Annotated in this window: 25 protein-coding genes; 18 read left to right on the top strand and 7 right to left on the bottom strand. The window is 59.2% G+C overall.

The window, feature by feature from the left end:
- Nucleotides 1-58: 58 nt before the first annotated feature.
- The gene (locus IRZ77_RS14890) at nucleotides 59-406 is read left to right on the top strand and encodes a hypothetical protein (RefSeq protein ID WP_196173783.1); all 348 of its coding nucleotides are present in this window, start codon (nucleotides 59-61) and stop codon (nucleotides 404-406) included.
- A 26-nt stretch (nucleotides 407-432) separates the two neighbouring features.
- Nucleotides 433-1,248: a DUF2303 family protein gene (locus IRZ77_RS14885; RefSeq protein ID WP_196173782.1), complete on the top strand. Its 816-nt coding sequence runs from the start codon at nucleotides 433-435 to the stop codon at nucleotides 1,246-1,248.
- A gap of 98 nt (nucleotides 1,249-1,346) precedes the next feature.
- Here IRZ77_RS14885 and IRZ77_RS14880 read toward each other — a convergent pair whose 3' ends face one another.
- Nucleotides 1,347-2,216 carry a hypothetical protein gene (locus tag IRZ77_RS14880; protein ID WP_196173781.1) on the bottom strand — a complete coding sequence of 290 codons (870 nt, stop codon included), beginning with the start codon at nucleotides 2,214-2,216 and terminating at the stop codon, nucleotides 1,347-1,349.
- A 110-nt stretch (nucleotides 2,217-2,326) separates the two neighbouring features.
- Nucleotides 2,327-3,298 (bottom strand): hypothetical protein, encoded by a 972-nt coding sequence (locus IRZ77_RS14875; protein ID WP_196173780.1) that lies wholly within the window; start codon nucleotides 3,296-3,298, stop codon nucleotides 2,327-2,329.
- On the opposite strand from IRZ77_RS14875, the gene IRZ77_RS14870 reads away from it, so the two are divergent.
- The gene (locus tag IRZ77_RS14870; RefSeq protein WP_196173779.1) at nucleotides 3,297-3,890 is read left to right on the top strand and encodes a hypothetical protein; all 594 of its coding nucleotides are present in this window, start codon (nucleotides 3,297-3,299) and stop codon (nucleotides 3,888-3,890) included. The two genes, IRZ77_RS14875 and IRZ77_RS14870, sit on opposite strands and share 2 nt — an antisense overlap.
- A gap of 78 nt (nucleotides 3,891-3,968) precedes the next feature.
- On the opposite strand, the gene IRZ77_RS14865 is transcribed toward IRZ77_RS14870, so the two are convergent.
- The 3 genes from IRZ77_RS14865 to IRZ77_RS14855 form a co-directional block, all read right to left on the bottom strand.
- A complete protein-coding gene (locus tag IRZ77_RS14865) occupies nucleotides 3,969-4,139 on the bottom strand; it encodes a hypothetical protein (RefSeq protein WP_196173778.1) in 171 nt (56 codons plus the stop codon).
- A 93-nt stretch (nucleotides 4,140-4,232) separates the two neighbouring features.
- A complete protein-coding gene (locus tag IRZ77_RS14860) occupies nucleotides 4,233-4,412 on the bottom strand; it encodes a hypothetical protein (protein WP_196173777.1) in 180 nt (59 codons plus the stop codon).
- Between the two features lie 113 nt (nucleotides 4,413-4,525).
- Nucleotides 4,526-4,807, bottom strand: coding sequence for a hypothetical protein (locus IRZ77_RS14855; RefSeq protein ID WP_196173776.1), 282 nt, complete (start codon nucleotides 4,805-4,807; stop codon nucleotides 4,526-4,528).
- 52 nt (nucleotides 4,808-4,859) lie between these two features.
- Here IRZ77_RS14855 and IRZ77_RS14850 point away from each other — a divergent pair, with 52 nt between their 5' ends.
- Nucleotides 4,860-5,783 (top strand): DNA cytosine methyltransferase, encoded by a 924-nt coding sequence (locus tag IRZ77_RS14850; protein ID WP_196173774.1) that lies wholly within the window; start codon nucleotides 4,860-4,862, stop codon nucleotides 5,781-5,783.
- Here IRZ77_RS14850 and IRZ77_RS14845 read toward each other — a convergent pair.
- The gene (locus tag IRZ77_RS14845; protein ID WP_196173772.1) at nucleotides 5,780-6,238 is read right to left on the bottom strand and encodes a hypothetical protein; all 459 of its coding nucleotides are present in this window, start codon (nucleotides 6,236-6,238) and stop codon (nucleotides 5,780-5,782) included. The genes IRZ77_RS14850 and IRZ77_RS14845 overlap by 4 nt on opposite strands.
- Nucleotides 6,239-6,284: 46 nt before the next feature.
- Between IRZ77_RS14845 and IRZ77_RS14840 the strand changes: the two genes are divergently transcribed.
- On the top strand, nucleotides 6,285-6,959 hold the full coding sequence (locus tag IRZ77_RS14840; protein ID WP_196173859.1) for a hypothetical protein: 675 nt from the start codon (nucleotides 6,285-6,287) through the stop codon (nucleotides 6,957-6,959).
- A 53-nt stretch (nucleotides 6,960-7,012) separates the two neighbouring features.
- Here IRZ77_RS14840 and IRZ77_RS26955 read toward each other — a convergent pair whose 3' ends face one another.
- On the bottom strand, nucleotides 7,013-7,312 hold the full coding sequence (locus IRZ77_RS26955) for a hypothetical protein (protein ID WP_230386423.1): 300 nt from the start codon (nucleotides 7,310-7,312) through the stop codon (nucleotides 7,013-7,015).
- Nucleotides 7,313-7,494: 182 nt separating this feature from the next.
- On the opposite strand from IRZ77_RS26955, the gene IRZ77_RS14835 reads away from it, so the two are divergent.
- From IRZ77_RS14835 to IRZ77_RS14775, 13 genes are all read left to right on the top strand, one after another.
- On the top strand, nucleotides 7,495-7,821 hold the full coding sequence (locus IRZ77_RS14835; RefSeq protein ID WP_196173770.1) for a hypothetical protein: 327 nt from the start codon (nucleotides 7,495-7,497) through the stop codon (nucleotides 7,819-7,821).
- Nucleotides 7,818-8,114, top strand: coding sequence for a hypothetical protein (locus IRZ77_RS14830; protein WP_196173768.1), 297 nt, complete (start codon nucleotides 7,818-7,820; stop codon nucleotides 8,112-8,114). Before IRZ77_RS14835 ends, IRZ77_RS14830 begins: the two co-directional genes overlap by 4 nt.
- The gene (locus tag IRZ77_RS14825; RefSeq protein WP_196173766.1) at nucleotides 8,111-8,437 is read left to right on the top strand and encodes a hypothetical protein; all 327 of its coding nucleotides are present in this window, start codon (nucleotides 8,111-8,113) and stop codon (nucleotides 8,435-8,437) included. Before IRZ77_RS14830 ends, IRZ77_RS14825 begins: the two co-directional genes overlap by 4 nt.
- A complete protein-coding gene (locus tag IRZ77_RS14820) occupies nucleotides 8,434-8,742 on the top strand; it encodes a hypothetical protein (RefSeq protein ID WP_108479838.1) in 309 nt (102 codons plus the stop codon). Before IRZ77_RS14825 ends, IRZ77_RS14820 begins: the two co-directional genes overlap by 4 nt.
- On the top strand, nucleotides 8,739-9,134 hold the full coding sequence (locus tag IRZ77_RS14815) for a phage protein NinX family protein (RefSeq protein WP_196173764.1): 396 nt from the start codon (nucleotides 8,739-8,741) through the stop codon (nucleotides 9,132-9,134). The genes IRZ77_RS14820 and IRZ77_RS14815 overlap by 4 nt, the downstream gene beginning before the upstream one ends.
- A 43-nt stretch (nucleotides 9,135-9,177) precedes the next feature.
- Nucleotides 9,178-9,951, top strand: a complete 774-nt coding sequence (locus IRZ77_RS14810) for a DNA-methyltransferase (protein ID WP_196173762.1) — start codon at nucleotides 9,178-9,180, stop codon at nucleotides 9,949-9,951.
- Nucleotides 9,952-10,001: 50 nt separating this feature from the next.
- Nucleotides 10,002-10,499: a hypothetical protein gene (locus IRZ77_RS14805; RefSeq protein ID WP_196173761.1), complete on the top strand. Its 498-nt coding sequence runs from the start codon at nucleotides 10,002-10,004 to the stop codon at nucleotides 10,497-10,499.
- Nucleotides 10,441-10,779 (top strand): excisionase, encoded by a 339-nt coding sequence (locus IRZ77_RS14800; RefSeq protein ID WP_456239167.1) that lies wholly within the window; start codon nucleotides 10,441-10,443, stop codon nucleotides 10,777-10,779. The genes IRZ77_RS14805 and IRZ77_RS14800 overlap by 59 nt, the downstream gene beginning before the upstream one ends.
- Nucleotides 10,760-11,866, top strand: a complete 1,107-nt coding sequence (locus IRZ77_RS14795) for a phage integrase Arm DNA-binding domain-containing protein (protein ID WP_196173855.1) — start codon at nucleotides 10,760-10,762, stop codon at nucleotides 11,864-11,866. The genes IRZ77_RS14800 and IRZ77_RS14795 overlap by 20 nt, the downstream gene beginning before the upstream one ends.
- A gap of 185 nt (nucleotides 11,867-12,051) precedes the next feature.
- Nucleotides 12,052-12,792 carry a response regulator gene (locus IRZ77_RS14790; protein WP_003250463.1) on the top strand — a complete coding sequence of 247 codons (741 nt, stop codon included), beginning with the start codon at nucleotides 12,052-12,054 and terminating at the stop codon, nucleotides 12,790-12,792.
- Nucleotides 12,789-14,075, top strand: coding sequence for a sensor histidine kinase (locus tag IRZ77_RS14785; RefSeq protein WP_046615676.1), 1,287 nt, complete (start codon nucleotides 12,789-12,791; stop codon nucleotides 14,073-14,075). Before IRZ77_RS14790 ends, IRZ77_RS14785 begins: the two co-directional genes overlap by 4 nt.
- Before the next feature lie 246 nt (nucleotides 14,076-14,321).
- A complete protein-coding gene (locus tag IRZ77_RS14780) occupies nucleotides 14,322-14,939 on the top strand; it encodes a ferric reductase-like transmembrane domain-containing protein (protein ID WP_046615677.1) in 618 nt (205 codons plus the stop codon).
- A gap of 14 nt (nucleotides 14,940-14,953) precedes the next feature.
- Nucleotides 14,954-15,442: an HvfX family Cu-binding RiPP maturation protein gene (locus IRZ77_RS14775; protein WP_046615678.1), complete on the top strand. Its 489-nt coding sequence runs from the start codon at nucleotides 14,954-14,956 to the stop codon at nucleotides 15,440-15,442.
- The last annotated feature ends 59 nt before the right edge of the window (nucleotides 15,443-15,501 follow it).

Here is a 15,501-nt window from a genome sequence, read left to right as displayed (position 1 = left end):
GGCGCCAGCAGCACATCACTTTGCCGCCAAGCGGCATCCATCCCAAGGAGTCGAAGCAATGTCCACCCCAACCAATACTGCCGAGTTCCTCGAAGAGCTGAACGGCGGCGCCTTCGCCAGCCAGGTCGGACACGCCCTGTCTGAAGTCGCCGCCGGCGTGGTGGATCACGGCAAAGCCGGCAAGGTGACCATCATCCTGGACTTCAGCCGTGTCGGTGAGTCCAGCCAGGTGAAGATCAAGCACAAGCTTGAGTACAAGGCCCCAACCAAACGCGGCACCCGCAGCGAGAACACCAGCCTGGATACCCCGATGCACGTCGGCTCCGGCGGAAAGCTCTCCCTGTTCCCCGAAAAACACGACCAGCTCTTCACCCGTGAAGAAGCACCTGTTCACCCACGCTCGTAATTCACCGCACCCACAAGGAAAAGCGCATGTCCCTCAGCAAAGAAGCTATCGAACTGATTCAAGAAAACGCCGTCGCCGCAGCTGGCATCCAGCTGCCGGCTCTCGGCCAAGTGGCCGTCCTCCCGCAGAACTTCAACGTGGTTGACCTGGAACGCTACCAGGCCGGCCGCAACCGCTTCCGTGGCACCTACTCCACTCACTCACTGGCTGACTACAGCGCCTACGTTGTCGAGCGCGCCGCGCCAGCAGCCCGCGGCTTCATCGACCAGGACAACATGAGCTGCATCGTGCTGTTCAACATCGGTACCGCCGACGATCCGGGCCACGCCGATGATCGCGCCGTTCTGCGCCTCAAGGCCTCGGCTGCGTTTGCCGCAGTTCAAGCGGTGTGCGGACAGAGTCTGGTGCAGAAGGCCATGAGCGACTGGATCGAAGACTGGAACCAGCACTTGTCCGCCACCGATGAGGATGGCCAGACCATGACCATCGCCAAAGCGATCGCCGCAGTTCGCACCATCACCGTGAAGGCATCGTCCGAGAGCGACCACGCCGTAGGTGAATCCCGCGCCAGCCGCAGCACCATGGACCAGATCGAGGCCAGCAGCAAAGAAACCCTACCGGCCTGGCTGGAATTCAAGGTCATTCCGTTCGAGGGCCTGGGCGAGCAAGTGATCCGCTTGCGCATGTCTGTCATCACCAGCGGCTCGCAGCCGGTGCTAAAGCTGCGCTGGCTCCGAGAGGAATTGCAACGTGAAGCCGTTGCTCAAGAGTTCAAGCGGGTTCTTGAGGAGAAAGTAGGCGAGTCCGCCAAGCTGGCATTGGGCACGTTTGAGGCAAAGTGACTCGGCTAAGCGCCACAGCTAAGACTTGTAATTTTGTGGCGCTTCAATCAATGTAGACAGATTAAAATTTGAAAAACCAAAACCGACTACTAAATGAATTAATTAAGATGAGCCACTGAGGTTGCCAGCTTCCTAATTGTCACTCCGTTTTTACCTGCAATATCAGAAAGCAGCTGGACATCAACCTTCTGTGCGCCAGTTACATTTATCGTTGATTCCAAAACTCCACCCTTGCTTGCCAAGGTCTTTCTCACATGCACCTTTCGACCAAAAGAAGCCAATGTATTAATAAAACCATCCATTGACTCCTCATCACCAGAAACAACTAAGGCGATTGATGATTCAGAGGGGCTATTGGTTGCAGCCGTAAGCCCCCGTAAAAGCCCCTCAATATTATCCAAGCGATCGATCAAAATCGCTTTCGCATCGCCTTGCCCTAAAGACTCCATTAAGGCACGATGATTGCTAACCCTGGTAATAGGATTATCTTGCTCGCCTCGGGAAATAGATTCTTCAATTGCCTCAACAAGTAATGGCCGAAGTTCAAACACTCCACGCATATCATTTTTATAAAAAATTGTGCGCTGATCAGCTATATCGAAGGGTAACCGGGTCCCCTCTTCTGCAATTGTCACAACAGCTTTCCCCGTACAGTGCCGAACAGCTAATTCATACATCACGTTCGGGTTCAGCTCCGAAAGGTTGGCGATGACCAATTCCGACTCCAAGATATACTCAAGCACCTGGCGGGTGATAGAGCCAGTGAGAGATATCTCATGAGCCACGACCAGTTCAAAACCCATGTCATTCAAAAGTGGCCTCAACACAGAATTTATCAACCCATCAGCCGCGCGACGAGTTGCGCTATCTCCACTTCCGATGGGAGTAACTATAAAAGCTTTCTTTAGCACACTCGATGCTTTCGATGTAATTTCGCTTTTACTTTGATCTTCTTTGTTCTTAATCACGTGCTGTCCTCGAAAATCCCTTCGAAAATGAAGGATTGCATTCTAAACCAGATCGCCACCATGCGCCCAGCGGCAACAGGGCACCTAATAAGCTGGCCCTGGAAACCTGATCAAGCATCTAGCAGAGCAAAATCCATACTTACAGCAAATGCGTCTATTGACTGGTTGGTCGCCTCACAGTACGAAGCAAGATCACTCCAGAACGGCCAGTCACTTACCTCGTGCAATGTAAATACTAAATAAGCTCCAACACTCCAATCATTTTTCTCATCGATAGAGGCAACACCGTATGATTGCAACCTATTCCCATACTCAAAAATTTCATGCAGTGACATCCTGAACGCACCGGATAAATCATGAACAGCAATAGCCCGCTCGCTCCATCCGTATTTAACAACTGCACCGGTATCCTTTACGCGCTGCATCCTAGCCACAACCTTTCCGAGAAAAACTCGTAAGTCTAGAGGTACAGCCTGGAATTTATCAATATATTCATCAACACTTTTTAGGTAATTAACCTTACTTTCATTATCTAGCGTCCCCCAGCAAAATGGGAAAAGCCCATTCATGTTTTGTGGCTTGGTGAAGGTGTAATCTATGGTCCAATCCTTGAAGGAATCAAAAATCACCCTTCCCGGATCAGAAAACCTCAGCTCATGCTGGAGTTTCATACCTTTTAACCGTTCCACCGTATACAGGCTAACGTCATTCGTAACTTGATGATGCTCGTAACACATCAGCATTAAGTTATCAAACTGACGACGCTCTTCGTTGCTCATAAAAGGATTAAAGCGTTCACCTCCTTCCTCAGCCGCCTCTATGTGACAAATTTGCCCTATGAAAACACCGCTCGCATTCATCATTAAATTTGTACACTCAGGAAAAGCACATAAATTTCCTGACTTCAAAAATAACTCACGCAGAGTCCCAGAGAGCGGGGTTAGACGCTTTACTTCCTCAGACATTTTTATCTCACATATTTCCGAGAACATACTGTGGAATACTTCATACGCCATTTTTTGGCAAATTGCCACCATGCCGCATCCGGCCACGGAGGGCGGCGCATGCATGGAGAAAGCCATGAGCGATACTGAAGCCAGCCCGAGCCTGGCAACCGGCCACCCGATGACCGCCGATACCTGGTCGGACTTCGTTAACCGCCTTCGCCATCACTGCAACGGCCAGGGTGTGAAGTGGCACCACACGGCCTGCGCGCTGTTTACCGTGCAGCAGAAGCGAATCGACTACGGCTATGAGGCTGACTACGCCGAGGGCTTAGTGGTCTGCCTGGAAGACAACAGGTGGTTCAGCCCTGAAGAATACTGGGCAGATCTCGACGAGGAAGAGCAGCAGGAGATCAACCAGGCGGTCCAGGTCGGCCACGAATGCGATTTCCTAGAGCTCGATACTGATGACCAGTGGGAGTTCTTGGCCGAACTCGACGACCACACCGTCACCGGCTGGAACAAGCGCTGGGAAATCGTGAACAGCCACTTTACCAAGGAAGCGGCCGATGCCTTCATTCGCCGAAAGCAGCACGACTACCCCGAACTGCGGGTTTACGTCGAGTCGCAGTACTACGCCTGGGAGTTCGAAGCGATCAAGGATGCCATCCTCGACGGCACGCTGGTCTACCAGCCAAAGCCTGCGGCTGAAGACGCCGCTGCCGCCTGACCCTCCGGCTCTGCCCGCCAGCGCCACCGGGCATATGAAAACGCCGCCCTTTTCGGCGGCGATAAGAACTGCTTTGAATTAGGGTTTGAACCCTTGGTCCTTGCTCCGGTCTGGCGGCGTGATTTCCCAGAGTTTTTCGCTGGCCTCTTGCTGCTCCTTCGCCTTCTCTTCGGCCTCGGATTCGAAGCAGCCGCTCAACGACAGCGCAGTGACAGCAACGAGCATGGCGCCAATGATGGTGCGTTTCATAAGGATCCTTCCTGTGAAATGGTCGGGCGTTATACCAAAGATTGAATCCTTCCGCAAAAACTGACACCAAGCGCTGCCCGCCAGCGCCTTCTCCTATTCAAGGACAGAGTCGGCGCCCAGGCCTTTCCGGTAGCGCGCAATCGCGATGATCTGGCGCAGGCAGATGACCATTTCCTTCTTCAGGTGGTCATCCGGCAGCCCGATCTTTTTAAGCATTGCCCGGGCTTCTTCCTCGATCGAGGCAAGGGCCTTGGTATCGCTTTTCAGTGTCATGGCGACCTCCACCAGGTCGAGTCAACCATGGATTGATAGCTCACCAGAACAACGCGCGCCAACTACGGCGCCTTCCCCTATTCAACGATAACGCCTCCCCGGCGAGGGCGATTTCAGCGGTTCAGCTGATCAGTGATCGAGTGATGAAATCCTTTCGACCTGATCCTTTCTCGCAGCTTTGCACTGATAAGCGCCACCTGTCCATTCGATAGAGCCGTATTCGCCTGGAACTGAAGACGATCTTCGTCTTGCACCACATTGCCGAGCGGCTTAGGAAGTGAATCTCTTTCCCACAGCAGAATTTCCTGGCCGGTTTCTATTACCGATATTGAGATCGAGTCGTAGAGCTCCAGGTTGGTCGAGTCCAAGAACTCGATAGGCATTTCCTGAACCATGTCACCAACTCCATGAAAGCGGAGCCGGCAATATAGCGCCGGGATTAACACTATGACCACAGCAATCGACCTGTTCGCCGGCCTCGGCGGATGGAGCACCGGCGCGCGCGCCGCAGGCGTCCAGGTGCTCTGGGCGGCAAACCACTGGCCGGTAGCCGTTGAATGGCACAGCGCCAACCATCCAGAGACGCAGCATGTCTGCCAAGACCTGCATCAGGCGCGCTGGGAGCAGGTACCGTCCCACGATATCCTGCTGGCCTCGCCCTGCTGCCAGGGCCACGCCAAGGCCCGCGGCAAGAAGTCGGGCAACCCCGAGCATGACGCATCGCGCTCGACGGCCTGGGCGCCGGTATCTGCTCTGGAATTCCACCGGCCGCAGGCAGCAGTGATCGAGAACGTGCCGGAGTTCACCGACTGGCTCCTCTACCCGGCTTGGCTGCAGGCCATCCAAGCGATGGGCTACCAGTGTGCGCCGCACATCGTGGACTGCGCGGACCTCGGCGTTCCGCAGCACCGGGTGCGCCTGTTCATGGTCCTGACGCGCAGCAGGGCCCCGCTGATGCTGCAGTTACCGCAGGAGCGGCATGTGCCGGCAAGCAGCTTCCTCGACTTCGACGCCGGCCGCTGGTCACAGATCGAGAAACCAGGCCGGGCCCAGGCCACGCTCGACCGGGTGCGCAACGGGCGCCAGCGCTTCGGGGACCGGTTCATCATGCCTTACTACGGCAAAGGCTCCGGCACCACCGGCCGCGACATCAACCGGCCGATCGGCACCATCACCACCCTGGACCGTTGGGCCCTGGTCGACGGCGACCGCATGCGGATGCTCAGCGCCAACGAGGCCTTGGCCGCCATGTCGTTCCCGGCCGACACCCTGCGCCCAGACAACCACAGGCTTACCATGCATATGGCCGGCAATGCGGTACCGCCGTTGGCTGGGCAGAGGGTGATTGAGGCATTGTTGTTGGCCGCTTAGGTATTACGCCGATAAGCAGTGGGGTGGAAAACCTCTTCCACTTTCACAACGACCCCTGCCGGTATCTCGCCGCCATCCTCCGCCCTAATGGATACCTCTTCCTCCTGGGGATATAGAGGATCGTCAAACTCCTTTGCGACGACGCCATGATGAGAGAACAGGGTTTCGTCCAAGTGGTAGACCACACCGTGATACTGCTGACCAAATTCGTCAGAAGTCGCAAAGAATTTGGCAACCTCGTAGTTTCGAGAAGTAGATACGAAGCACCCACCCCACTTGCCGTTTTCAATGTGGTGAGCTCGCACGGCGTTGTTTTCTGAGTAGCCGTAAGTGAACGTACCGTCGTAACGGATTGTCCCGTCATGTCGCGGAATCACTTCTATTTGGCCACCCCTCGGGCAAATTCTTCCTCCTGCTGCCTCGTGATGGTCTAACCGTACACCTCGATAGAGCATTCTTTTCTCCTCATCAATGCGGAAAATATAGCCGCAAGGTATCCCCATGCCCACAGAAAACCGATCCAGCAACACCGACCCGCGCGATGTGTTCATCAGGCTCAACCCGCTCGGACTGGGCGAGGCGGAGCTGCGCAAGGACAGCACCGGCTTCGAAGACCAGCGCACACACAGCGACTACCTGCTGTTCCTGGCGGGGTACCGCGAAACGCACCCAGAGCCACAGCCCCACCCCGAGCCAATAGCCTGGATGGTTGGTACTGCCTTCTGGTGGACCCAAGAAGAGGCAGAGAGGGATGCGACGGAGACTGGGCTGCCCATGATTCCGGTTGGGCCGATGACCGGTGCAGGTGGTATCGGTTTGCCAAAGTCTAAGCCGCGAGTGCACAACGTCACGATGTTCCAGCGCGCGTCAGCGCCACCGACGGTCCACGGGCACAAGCTCAACTGTAAAGCCCTCCACGACTACAAGCCTGGAGAATGCAGCTGTGGCCATGTAGAGGCCAGTGCGCCAGCAGCTCATGCCGTAAGAGCCGGGATGCTTGGGGACGGCATCAGCACACTCGTCTACCACGCGCTCCTCCCCAACGGATGCGCTGCATGCAGCCACATGCTGGACGTTCGTGATGAAGGCTTGGCGAAGGATAAGCCGGTCGAGATGCGCTGCAAGAAAAAGGCGTGCAGGAAACTGTTCGAACAGGTCGACTCGGCGACAAGTTAACAGAAACGAAAGGAGAACATTTGTACTCCGCCCAGCTGTAACCCCTCTCCCCCCTATTTCGCGCAGGCGACCCGGTCGAACTTCGGCTGTGCCTCAGTAGCGATTCGGCGGGCCCTACCCACGCCCCAGGCCAAAGCTCTGGTCATGGATTCACCGGGACGGGAATCAAACGCCTCTTCGTGAAGGGCCATGCCACTCGCGGCATACACCCCAATGAACATCTGCGTGTTACCCGTTCGCGACAGGCGCACCTGAACATCAATGTGCGTTCCATCGCTGAGGGTTTCGTCGTGAGCACGGTGGTGAAGCGTTGGATCAGCCCATTGCCAGAAAACTTCACCGCGAATCCTCATGTCGACCTCCTACGACTTTAGTTGTATGCCACAGGTGAACCCTCACCATAGCCAAAGCGAGGCGAGACGCAATCTCGGTATCGCAGCTTGAGAACTGAATCGGACCACCGGCCGATTTTCTTGTACCGAACCAAACCCCTTGTACAACTCACTGCCGCGATATGGCGGCCAAGGACGAAGTCATGTCTGAAGAAAAGCAACTGATCCAGCCGCTGCAGGTTGAGCGCGACGAATACGGCTTCTGGACCCACCCGGCCTGGCCGGACGACGGCGACGAATGCGCGCTGCCCAAGACCTGGTTTGCCGAGCACGGGCTGGAGCTGTGCCTGGTTGAAATGGAGAGCGACGGGCCGGAAGAGATGATCGAGGCCTGGATGGATGACGGCGACTACGACTGCAATCAGTGGCAGCCAAGCAAGCCGTCCGGCGACGGCTGGTTCATCTTCTCCATCCACGACACCGAGGACGGCCCGCTCTGCGTTTGGGTCCGCCAAAAGGTGGCGGCATGAGGCTGAAACAATATCCGCTGGACGTGCAAAGCGTTGGCAGCGACACCTACATCGCAATGAGCAAGGGTCACCACGACCTCGATGTATTCATGGCTGAAGCCGTGAAGGAACACCCTGGTTGGTTCCTGGGAGGTCCGCGGCACAAATGGTGCAAGACGGTGCCGGATCGCTCGGGCGAGTTCGCGCACCGATACGTGTTCGTCGAGGAAGGCACGCCAGGTGCATGGCCGGCGACCTACTGCTGGGAATTCGGCGAGGACTACAAGCGCTACAACGGCGAGGTGCAATCATGACCCGCCTCGCCCTCTGCCTTCTGCTGCTGGCCACCCTGGCCGGCTGCATTGAGCAACCAGGTCACCTGGAAGTGAAAGAAGACCCGGCGCGCGCCGTCACCTGCTGGCAGTCGGATAGCGGCATGTCCTGCTTCCCCAACTGGATGCTCAGGAAGCCTGAGCCTGAACGGTGCATGACGCACGACCTCAAGTCCGAGGCATGTCGCAAGCTCTTCAGGGAGAACGCCGGCAACGAGCGCCAGCTCTCCCCGCACGAAACCCAACCCGAACCTACACCCGCTCTGGCGCCTGGGCGCTGGATTGATGAGAGGTATCAGCTGTGAGCAAGTATCGTAAAGGTCAGCTTTACACCCGCCGCATGCGCCCGTCTGACGACAGTGACAGTTGGCGCATGGCAATGCGCCTGGCGTTCTACACAACCATGCTGCGCAGCGGCGAATACAAGAGTGCCTATGTGCTCTGCCGCCACGGTGTGAAAGGGATTATGGAAGTTGGCAGGAGCCGGAAAGACCTGACTTCCACCCTGTTCATGTCCGGTTGCCGCAACTTCAAGGATATCCAGCGCAAGAGCAAGTTCGGCAACATCGAGCGCGCCAGAGCTGCCAAGACCAAGCAGGTAGCGCCATGACCGACCTGATCGAAGTGAGGGTATCCAACCTGGTCGGCGCGCCGCTGGACTGGGCCGTGGCAATGGCTGAAGGGTTCGGTATAGATCCTGAGAGCCGGACAACCGTGTGGCACCCAGGCGGCTTGCCTTGCAGCATAAGCATCCGCGGCGCTGCAGATGGCTTCGGTTGGCGTCCATCCACCGACTGGGGACAGGGTGGCCTGCTGATAGACAAGCACAGCGGCACCGCACAGCACATTCCCGGGCTTCCAGATGACCTGCACTACGCAGGCGGCCCGGCCGACGCTGGGGTTTGGTGCTACGGGCCCACGGCCCTGATCGCGTTCTGCCGGGGTCTCGTCAACCACAAGCTCGGCGATACCGTCCAGGTGCCGAAGGAGCTGATGACATGATCGCCCTCGCCTACATGGCCTACCTGATCTACAGGGGGCCGCGATGAGCGAAGTTAGCTTGCACCATGGCAACTGCCTGGAGGTGATGAAGTCGATTCCAGACGCCAGCGTCGACCTGGTGCTGGCTGACCTGCCCTATGGCACAACGCAGTGCGCCTGGGATGTGGTGATCCCTTTCGCCCCACTCTGGGAGCAGTACTTGAGGATCGCCAAGCCTGAAGCGGCCATAGTGCTCTGCGCGGCTCAGCCGTTCAGCTCGCTGGTAGTCGCCAGCAACCCCCGCGACTACCGCTACGAATGGATCTGGGAGAAAGGCAACGCTACCGGCTTCCTCAATGCGAAGAAGCAGCCGCTGCGGGCTCATGAAAGCGCCCAGGTCTTCTACCGGCGCCAGCCTGTGTACAACCCGCAGATGACCATCGGCCACGAGCGGCGCACGGCGAAGCGGAAGACGGTCAACTCGGAGTGCTACGGCAAGGCCCTGTCGCTCACCGAGTACGACTCGACGGAGCGGTACCCGCGCTCAGTGCAGTTCTTCTCGAGCGACAAGCAGACGGCCAACTTCCACCCGACCCAGAAACCGGTCAGCTGGATGCGCTTCTTGATCGCAACCTACACCAACCCCAACCAGGTGGTGCTCGACAACACCATGGGCAGCGGCACAACTGGCGTAGCCTGCATCCAACTGGGCAGGCGCTTCATCGGCATCGAGCAGGACGACGTGCACTTCGGTACCGCGCAGCAGCGCATTGCCGAGGCCATCACCATTCGCGAAACCCCGGCCCCGCAGTTCGAACTGTTCGAAGCGCGCGCCTAACCCATCCCCTACAACTCAAGCCCGCCGACATGCGCGGGCGAGGATTCCCTATGTCCGCAACTCAGCAATTTCATCAAACCGCCAATGACTGCCTGGAGCGCATCGCGGCCGACCTCTGGCCCGAAGCCAAGCTCGCCTTGGTCATCTACACCCCGAACAAGCCAGAGCTCGACATTGTGCTGAAGGATAGCGGCCTAAACGTCGACGAGGTCGTCAGCACTCTGCGTCGGCGCGGTGGCCTGGGCCTTGATGGCGAGAACATCTACAAGCGGCTGCTCTGTGACGCCATCATCGGCGCCATGGCGTTCGGCAAGCAGAACAGCAACCCGTCGCCGGAAGGCCATTGGAGCAAAGAGTTCTGGGATATCGGCCACGCCGAGGGTGCGCTGCAGGATGAACTGACCCAGGCGCTGCGCCTGGCGCGCAAAGAACTGGACGCCTGCCAGCGCGTCATCCACTACGCCGGGGGCTTCGATCCGGCCTACGTCAATGACGCCCAGACTGCACTCAAAGTCGCCGACACAGTGCTCGAAAAGACTCCCGCCTGAACAACAACCTGCCGCCACCGGCGGCGTGGAGACCATCATGTGCAAAGTCACCCTCGATGAATGGGCGCACGATCACTTCAGAACGCCGCCCAGCAGCAACACCCTCCGCCGTTGGGCCCGTGAAGGCCTGATCACCCCGGCCCCGGTAAAGCACGGCCGCAGCTACTATGTTGAGGCTGATGCCTGCTACCGGGAGCCCGAGCCGCTGCCCCGCGTTCCTGTGGGTAGTTCCCTTGTAAATAGAATTGCGAGTGCACGATATGGCGCCCAGGCCGCGTAATCCTGGATCAAAGGACCTACCGCCCAACCTCTACCGAAAGACCGACAAGCGAAACGGGGTCACCTACTACACGTACCGCGACCCCGTGAGCAACCGGATGTTTGGTCTGGGCAGCGACAAAGCGAAAGCGATTTCGGAGGCGGTCACCGCCAACATGGCTCTGCAGCAAGCGTTGCCAACCTTGGCCTCTAAGATCTCTCCCGAGCCGACGGTCAAAGATAGAACGTTCCCCGAGTGGGTGGACGAATATCGGCAGGTCCTAGCCGATAGAGAACTTTCGGCATCTACCATGCGCACCAACCACTACATGCTCATACGCCTAGTGGCAGCTTTCGACGACAGAGGAATGCGCTCGATAACCACCATGGACATCGCTGATTTCCTCTCTGGATTTGTTAAGGCCGGGAAAAGTCAGATGGCAAAGGGAATGCGATCTTTGTTAAGGGATATTTTCATGGAGGCCATGGCAAGGGGGTGGGTAGACAGCAACCCTGTTGAAGCCACCCGTGCGGCCAGGGTGAAGGTTAAGCGCCAGCGCCTGACCTTGGAGCTATGGAAGGCCACCTACGAAGAAGCGAAGCATCCGTGGCTCAAGCGAGCCATGGAGCTCGCCATTCTCACCGGGCAGCGCCGTGAGGACATCCTTTCTTTCGTGTTCAAGGATGAGGTGGACGGATTCCTGCAAGTCGTTCAAGCGAAGACGGGGGCCAGGCTCAGGATCAGCACCAGCGTTACACTGGAATGCTTAGGCCTGAACTTGGGTGAGGTGATACGGCGTTGCCGTGACAGGGTGATCTCCAAAACTCTAATACACCACCATCGCACGGTCGCACGCGCAAAGGCAGGAACTCCACTCAAGCCGGATACAGTAAGCAAAGAATTCGCTGCTGCTCGAGATCGTGCTGCAGCGAAGCTTAATCTGGATCTGGGCGACAGCCCGCCATCGTTCCACGAACAGAGGTCGCTGGCCGCACGATTGCACGAGGAGGAAGGCCGGGATGCCCAGCGCCTACTCGGTCACCGTACGGCAAAAATGACCGACATGTATCTCGACAGCCGGGGCTCTGCGTGGATCGATGTCGCGTAGGTTTGTAATTTAGTTTTTGGGAGATATTGGGGATATTTTGGGGAGGAAAGAAAAACCCCTTAGATTCAGCGTGTTAAGACTTTCGCTGTATCAATGCCGGATACACTGCAATACAAACCCCCGCAGGCAAGCGCTAACGCGCTCGGTACACTGCGCCCATCCCCTCTTGCACAGGAACGCAGCGCATGGAACACGTCGATCACATCCTGATCGTCGACGACGACCGCGAAATCCGCGAACTGGTCGGCAACTACCTGAAGAAGAATGGCCTACGCACCAGCATCGTCGCCGACGGCCGGCAGATGCGCGCCTTTCTCGAAGCCAACAGCGTCGACCTGATCGTCCTGGACATCATGATGCCCGGCGACGACGGCCTGCTGTTGTGCCGAGAGCTGCGCGCCGGCAAGCACCGCAACACCCCGGTGCTGATGCTGACCGCCCGCAACGACGAAACCGACCGCATCATCGGCCTGGAAATGGGCGCCGACGATTACCTGACCAAACCGTTCTCGGCTCGCGAACTGCTGGCCCGCATCAACGCCGTGCTGCGCCGCACGCGCATGCTGCCCCCCAACCTGACCATCAGCGAAAGCAGCCGCCTGCTCGGTTTCGGCCAGTGGCGGCTGGACACCACCGCGCGCCATCTGCTCGACAGCGAAGGCACCCTGGTTGCCCTGAGTGGTGCCGAATATCGCCTGCTTCGGGTGTTTCTCGACCACCCGCAGCGGGTGCTGAGCCGTGAGCAGTTGCTCAACCTGACCCAAGGCCGCGAAGCCGACATCTTCGACCGCTCCATCGACCTGCTGGTCAGCCGCCTGCGCCAGCGCCTGGGAGACGACGCCCGCGAACCCAGCTGCATCAAGACCGTGCGCAGCGAGGGCTACGTTTTCTCGCTGCCGGTGCAACTGCTCGAGTCGCCATCATGAAGTGGCCACGCACCCTGGCCTCGCGCCTGGCACTGATCTTCTTCACCGGCCTGGTGCTGGCCTACGGCCTTTCGTTCGGCCTGCAGGCCTACGAGCGCTACATCAGCAGCCGCTCGATGATGCTCAGCACCCTGGAGCAGGACGTGGCCACCTCGGTGGCCATCCTCGACCGCCTGCCCGCGGCCGAGCGCGCCGCCTGGTTGCCACGCCTGGAGCGGCGTACCTACCGCTACCGGCTGGACCATGGCCTGGCGGGCGAAGCCATGCCCAGCAGCGACCCGCCCATGGCTGCCGACTCGATCGTCAAGGCCATTGGCGCCGACTATCGCCTTTCCTTCCAGGAAATCCCCGGCCCGAACGCGCACTTCCAGGCACACCTGACCCTAGCTGATGGCGCACCGCTGACCATCGACGTAACCCCATCGCCGGTTCCTGTGGCACGTTGGCTGCCCGTGGTGTTGCTGATCCAGTTGGCCGTGCTGTTGCTGTGCACCTGGCTGGCGGTACGCCTGGCGATCGGCCCGCTGACCCGCCTGGCCCGCGCGGTGGACAACCTCGACCCGGACAAGCCTGGCGTGCAGCTGGATGAAAGCGGCCCGCGCGAGGTGCGCTACGCCGCCGTGGCCTTCAACGCCCTGCAGGCGCGCATCGCTGCCTACCTCAAGGAACGCATGCAGTTGCTGGCAGCCATTTCCCATGACCTGCAAACGCCGATCACGCGCATGAAACTGCGCGTCGAAGTGATGGACGACGGGGTTGAAAAGGACAAGCTGTGGAGCGACCTGGGCGAAATGGAACACCTGGTGCGCGAAGGCGTGGCCTATGCCCGCAGCATGGACACCAGCACCGAGGCACCGTGCCGGGTGAACCTCGATGCCTTCCTCGACAGCCTGGTGTTCGACTACCAGGACAGTGGCGCCCAGGTCGAGCGCCATGGCAGCAGCGGCAGCCTGCTGGAAACTCGCCCCCATGCGCTGCGCCGGGTGCTGGTGAACCTGGTGGACAACGCTCTCAAGTTTGCCGGTGCTGCCGAGCTGGAGGTGTGCCGCGAGGGTGACATGACCGTGATCCGCGTGCTCGACAACGGGCCTGGCATACCCGGTGATGAACTGGATGAAGTGCTCAAGCCGTTCTATCGCGTGGAAGGCTCACGCAACCGCAGCACCGGCGGCACCGGGCTGGGGTTGGCGATTGCCCACCAGCTGATCCAGGCGATGGGCGGCCGACTGACCCTGAGCAATCGTGCAAGCGGCGGGCTGTGCGCGCAGATCGAGCTGAAGTAAGCAATCTCAGGTAGGCGCGGCCTTGTGTCGCGCTCGGGCCGCAAAGCGGCCCCGGCAATTCATGCGCCGAAGCTGAAACCCTGAGGCTGCTTCGCAGCACATCGCGACACAAGGCCGCTCCTACGGGGACTGCGGCGCTTGAGCGACTTCTACAATCCGATACACAACCCCACCACCGCCGACACACTGCAGATACCCCACCCCGACACACTCCCGGTCACACAACCACACCTGGGAGTCTCCCTGATGAAACCCCTCACCCTTCCCTCCGGCTGGAAGCTGTTCGCCACGCTCGCCGGCCTGACCCTGGCGATGACCGCCGTGGTCCTGGCCAGCCAACCTGATCCCGACGGCCTGCGCAGCGCGATCCGTGCCACTGCGCGCAGCTCCTTCGCGCTATTCCTGCTGGCCTTCCTGGCGTCGTCGCTGGTGACCCTGCTGCCTGGCACAAGCAGCCGCCGCCTCCTTCAGGAACGGCGCTATCTGGGGCTGGCATTCGCCTTTTCCCACACCGTGCATGGCGTACTGATCTACCGCTACGCCCAGCAATTCCCCGAGCTGTTCTGGGCCGGCCGCACGCTCACCTCCAGCCTGCCCGGTACCCTCGGCTACCTGTTCCTGCTGCTGCTCACCATCACCTCGTTCAAGGCCCCGATGCGCCTGTTGGGTGGCCGTGCCTGGCAGGCCCTGCACAGCACCGGCATGTGGGTACTGGCTGCGGTGTTCTGCCTGTCGTTCTACAAACGCATCCCCATGGGCGGCTGGTACCCGCTGGCGTTCGCCCTGATGTTCAGCGCCATCGCCGTCAAGCTCACCGCCAAGCTGGCCCGTCAGCAACGCCGCAACGCCCGTGCCCTTTCCTGAAGAGAGAAACCAGCATGACTACCTTGACCCGCACCCTGACCACCTTCGACCGTTTCGGTACCTGGAGCGCCGACCTGCCGTTGCGGCTGTTTCTGGCCTGGGAATTTTTCGAATCTGGCTGGGAGAAATTCAATGGCAGCAACTGGTTCGCCGACCTGCAAGCGAACTTCCCGTTCCCCTTCAACCTGCTGCCTGCAGAGCTGAACTGGCAGCTGTCGATGTGGGCGGAGCTGATCCTGCCGTTACTGCTGTTGCTGGGGCTAGGTACCCGGCTGGCCTCGTTGGGGCTGATGGTGGTGACCGTGGTGGCGATTGCCGCGGTGCATTGGCCGGCGCACTGGTCGAGCCTGGCCGAGCTGGCCCAAGGGTATGCGATTACCGACCAGGGTTTTGGCAACTTCAAGTTGCCGCTGATCTACCTGGTGGCGTTGCTGCCACTGCTGCTGAAAGGGGCTGGGCGGTTGAGCCTGGATCATTGGCTCAGAGGGCGGTTCTGCAGGTGATTTCGCCGGGGCTGCGTTGCAGCCCATCGCCGGGGGGGGCGGGCGGCCCCCGCGGGGGC

This window comes from Pseudomonas pudica (assembly GCF_015680405.1).
Taxonomy (GTDB): Bacteria; Pseudomonadota; Gammaproteobacteria; order Pseudomonadales; family Pseudomonadaceae; genus Aquipseudomonas; species Aquipseudomonas pudica.
Note: the sequence above shows the minus strand (reverse complement) of the source record. Positions and strands in the feature narration are given on the sequence as shown.

What these genes read in the sequence shown, in the direction of transcription:
- IRZ77_RS14890 (WP_196173783.1), top strand. Translation starts at nt 59, where the DNA reads ATGTCCACCCCAACCAATACTGCCGAGTTCCTCGAAGAGCTGAACGGC.
- IRZ77_RS14885 (WP_196173782.1), top strand. Translation starts at nt 433, where the DNA reads ATGTCCCTCAGCAAAGAAGCTATCGAACTGATTCAAGAAAACGCCGTC.
- IRZ77_RS14870 (WP_196173779.1), top strand. Translation starts at nt 3,297, where the DNA reads ATGAGCGATACTGAAGCCAGCCCGAGCCTGGCAACCGGCCACCCGATG.
- IRZ77_RS14875 (WP_196173780.1), bottom strand. Translation starts at nt 3,298, where the DNA reads ATGGCTTTCTCCATGCATGCGCCGCCCTCCGTGGCCGGATGCGGCATG.
- IRZ77_RS14865 (WP_196173778.1), bottom strand. Translation starts at nt 4,139, where the DNA reads ATGAAACGCACCATCATTGGCGCCATGCTCGTTGCTGTCACTGCGCTG.
- IRZ77_RS14860 (WP_196173777.1), bottom strand. Translation starts at nt 4,412, where the DNA reads ATGACACTGAAAAGCGATACCAAGGCCCTTGCCTCGATCGAGGAAGAA.
- IRZ77_RS14855 (WP_196173776.1), bottom strand. Translation starts at nt 4,807, where the DNA reads ATGGTTCAGGAAATGCCTATCGAGTTCTTGGACTCGACCAACCTGGAG.
- IRZ77_RS14850 (WP_196173774.1), top strand. Translation starts at nt 4,860, where the DNA reads ATGACCACAGCAATCGACCTGTTCGCCGGCCTCGGCGGATGGAGCACC.
- IRZ77_RS14845 (WP_196173772.1), bottom strand. Translation starts at nt 6,238, where the DNA reads ATGCTCTATCGAGGTGTACGGTTAGACCATCACGAGGCAGCAGGAGGA.
- IRZ77_RS14840 (WP_196173859.1), top strand. Translation starts at nt 6,285, where the DNA reads ATGCCCACAGAAAACCGATCCAGCAACACCGACCCGCGCGATGTGTTC.
- IRZ77_RS26955 (WP_230386423.1), bottom strand. Translation starts at nt 7,312, where the DNA reads ATGAGGATTCGCGGTGAAGTTTTCTGGCAATGGGCTGATCCAACGCTT.
- IRZ77_RS14835 (WP_196173770.1), top strand. Translation starts at nt 7,495, where the DNA reads ATGTCTGAAGAAAAGCAACTGATCCAGCCGCTGCAGGTTGAGCGCGAC.
- IRZ77_RS14830 (WP_196173768.1), top strand. Translation starts at nt 7,818, where the DNA reads ATGAGGCTGAAACAATATCCGCTGGACGTGCAAAGCGTTGGCAGCGAC.
- IRZ77_RS14825 (WP_196173766.1), top strand. Translation starts at nt 8,111, where the DNA reads ATGACCCGCCTCGCCCTCTGCCTTCTGCTGCTGGCCACCCTGGCCGGC.
- IRZ77_RS14815 (WP_196173764.1), top strand. Translation starts at nt 8,739, where the DNA reads ATGACCGACCTGATCGAAGTGAGGGTATCCAACCTGGTCGGCGCGCCG.
- IRZ77_RS14810 (WP_196173762.1), top strand. Translation starts at nt 9,178, where the DNA reads ATGAGCGAAGTTAGCTTGCACCATGGCAACTGCCTGGAGGTGATGAAG.
- IRZ77_RS14805 (WP_196173761.1), top strand. Translation starts at nt 10,002, where the DNA reads ATGTCCGCAACTCAGCAATTTCATCAAACCGCCAATGACTGCCTGGAG.
- IRZ77_RS14800 (WP_456239167.1), top strand. Translation starts at nt 10,441, where the DNA reads ATGACGCCCAGACTGCACTCAAAGTCGCCGACACAGTGCTCGAAAAGA.
- IRZ77_RS14795 (WP_196173855.1), top strand. Translation starts at nt 10,760, where the DNA reads ATGGCGCCCAGGCCGCGTAATCCTGGATCAAAGGACCTACCGCCCAAC.
- IRZ77_RS14790 (WP_003250463.1), top strand. Translation starts at nt 12,052, where the DNA reads ATGGAACACGTCGATCACATCCTGATCGTCGACGACGACCGCGAAATC.
- IRZ77_RS14785 (WP_046615676.1), top strand. Translation starts at nt 12,789, where the DNA reads ATGAAGTGGCCACGCACCCTGGCCTCGCGCCTGGCACTGATCTTCTTC.
- IRZ77_RS14780 (WP_046615677.1), top strand. Translation starts at nt 14,322, where the DNA reads ATGAAACCCCTCACCCTTCCCTCCGGCTGGAAGCTGTTCGCCACGCTC.
- IRZ77_RS14775 (WP_046615678.1), top strand. Translation starts at nt 14,954, where the DNA reads ATGACTACCTTGACCCGCACCCTGACCACCTTCGACCGTTTCGGTACC.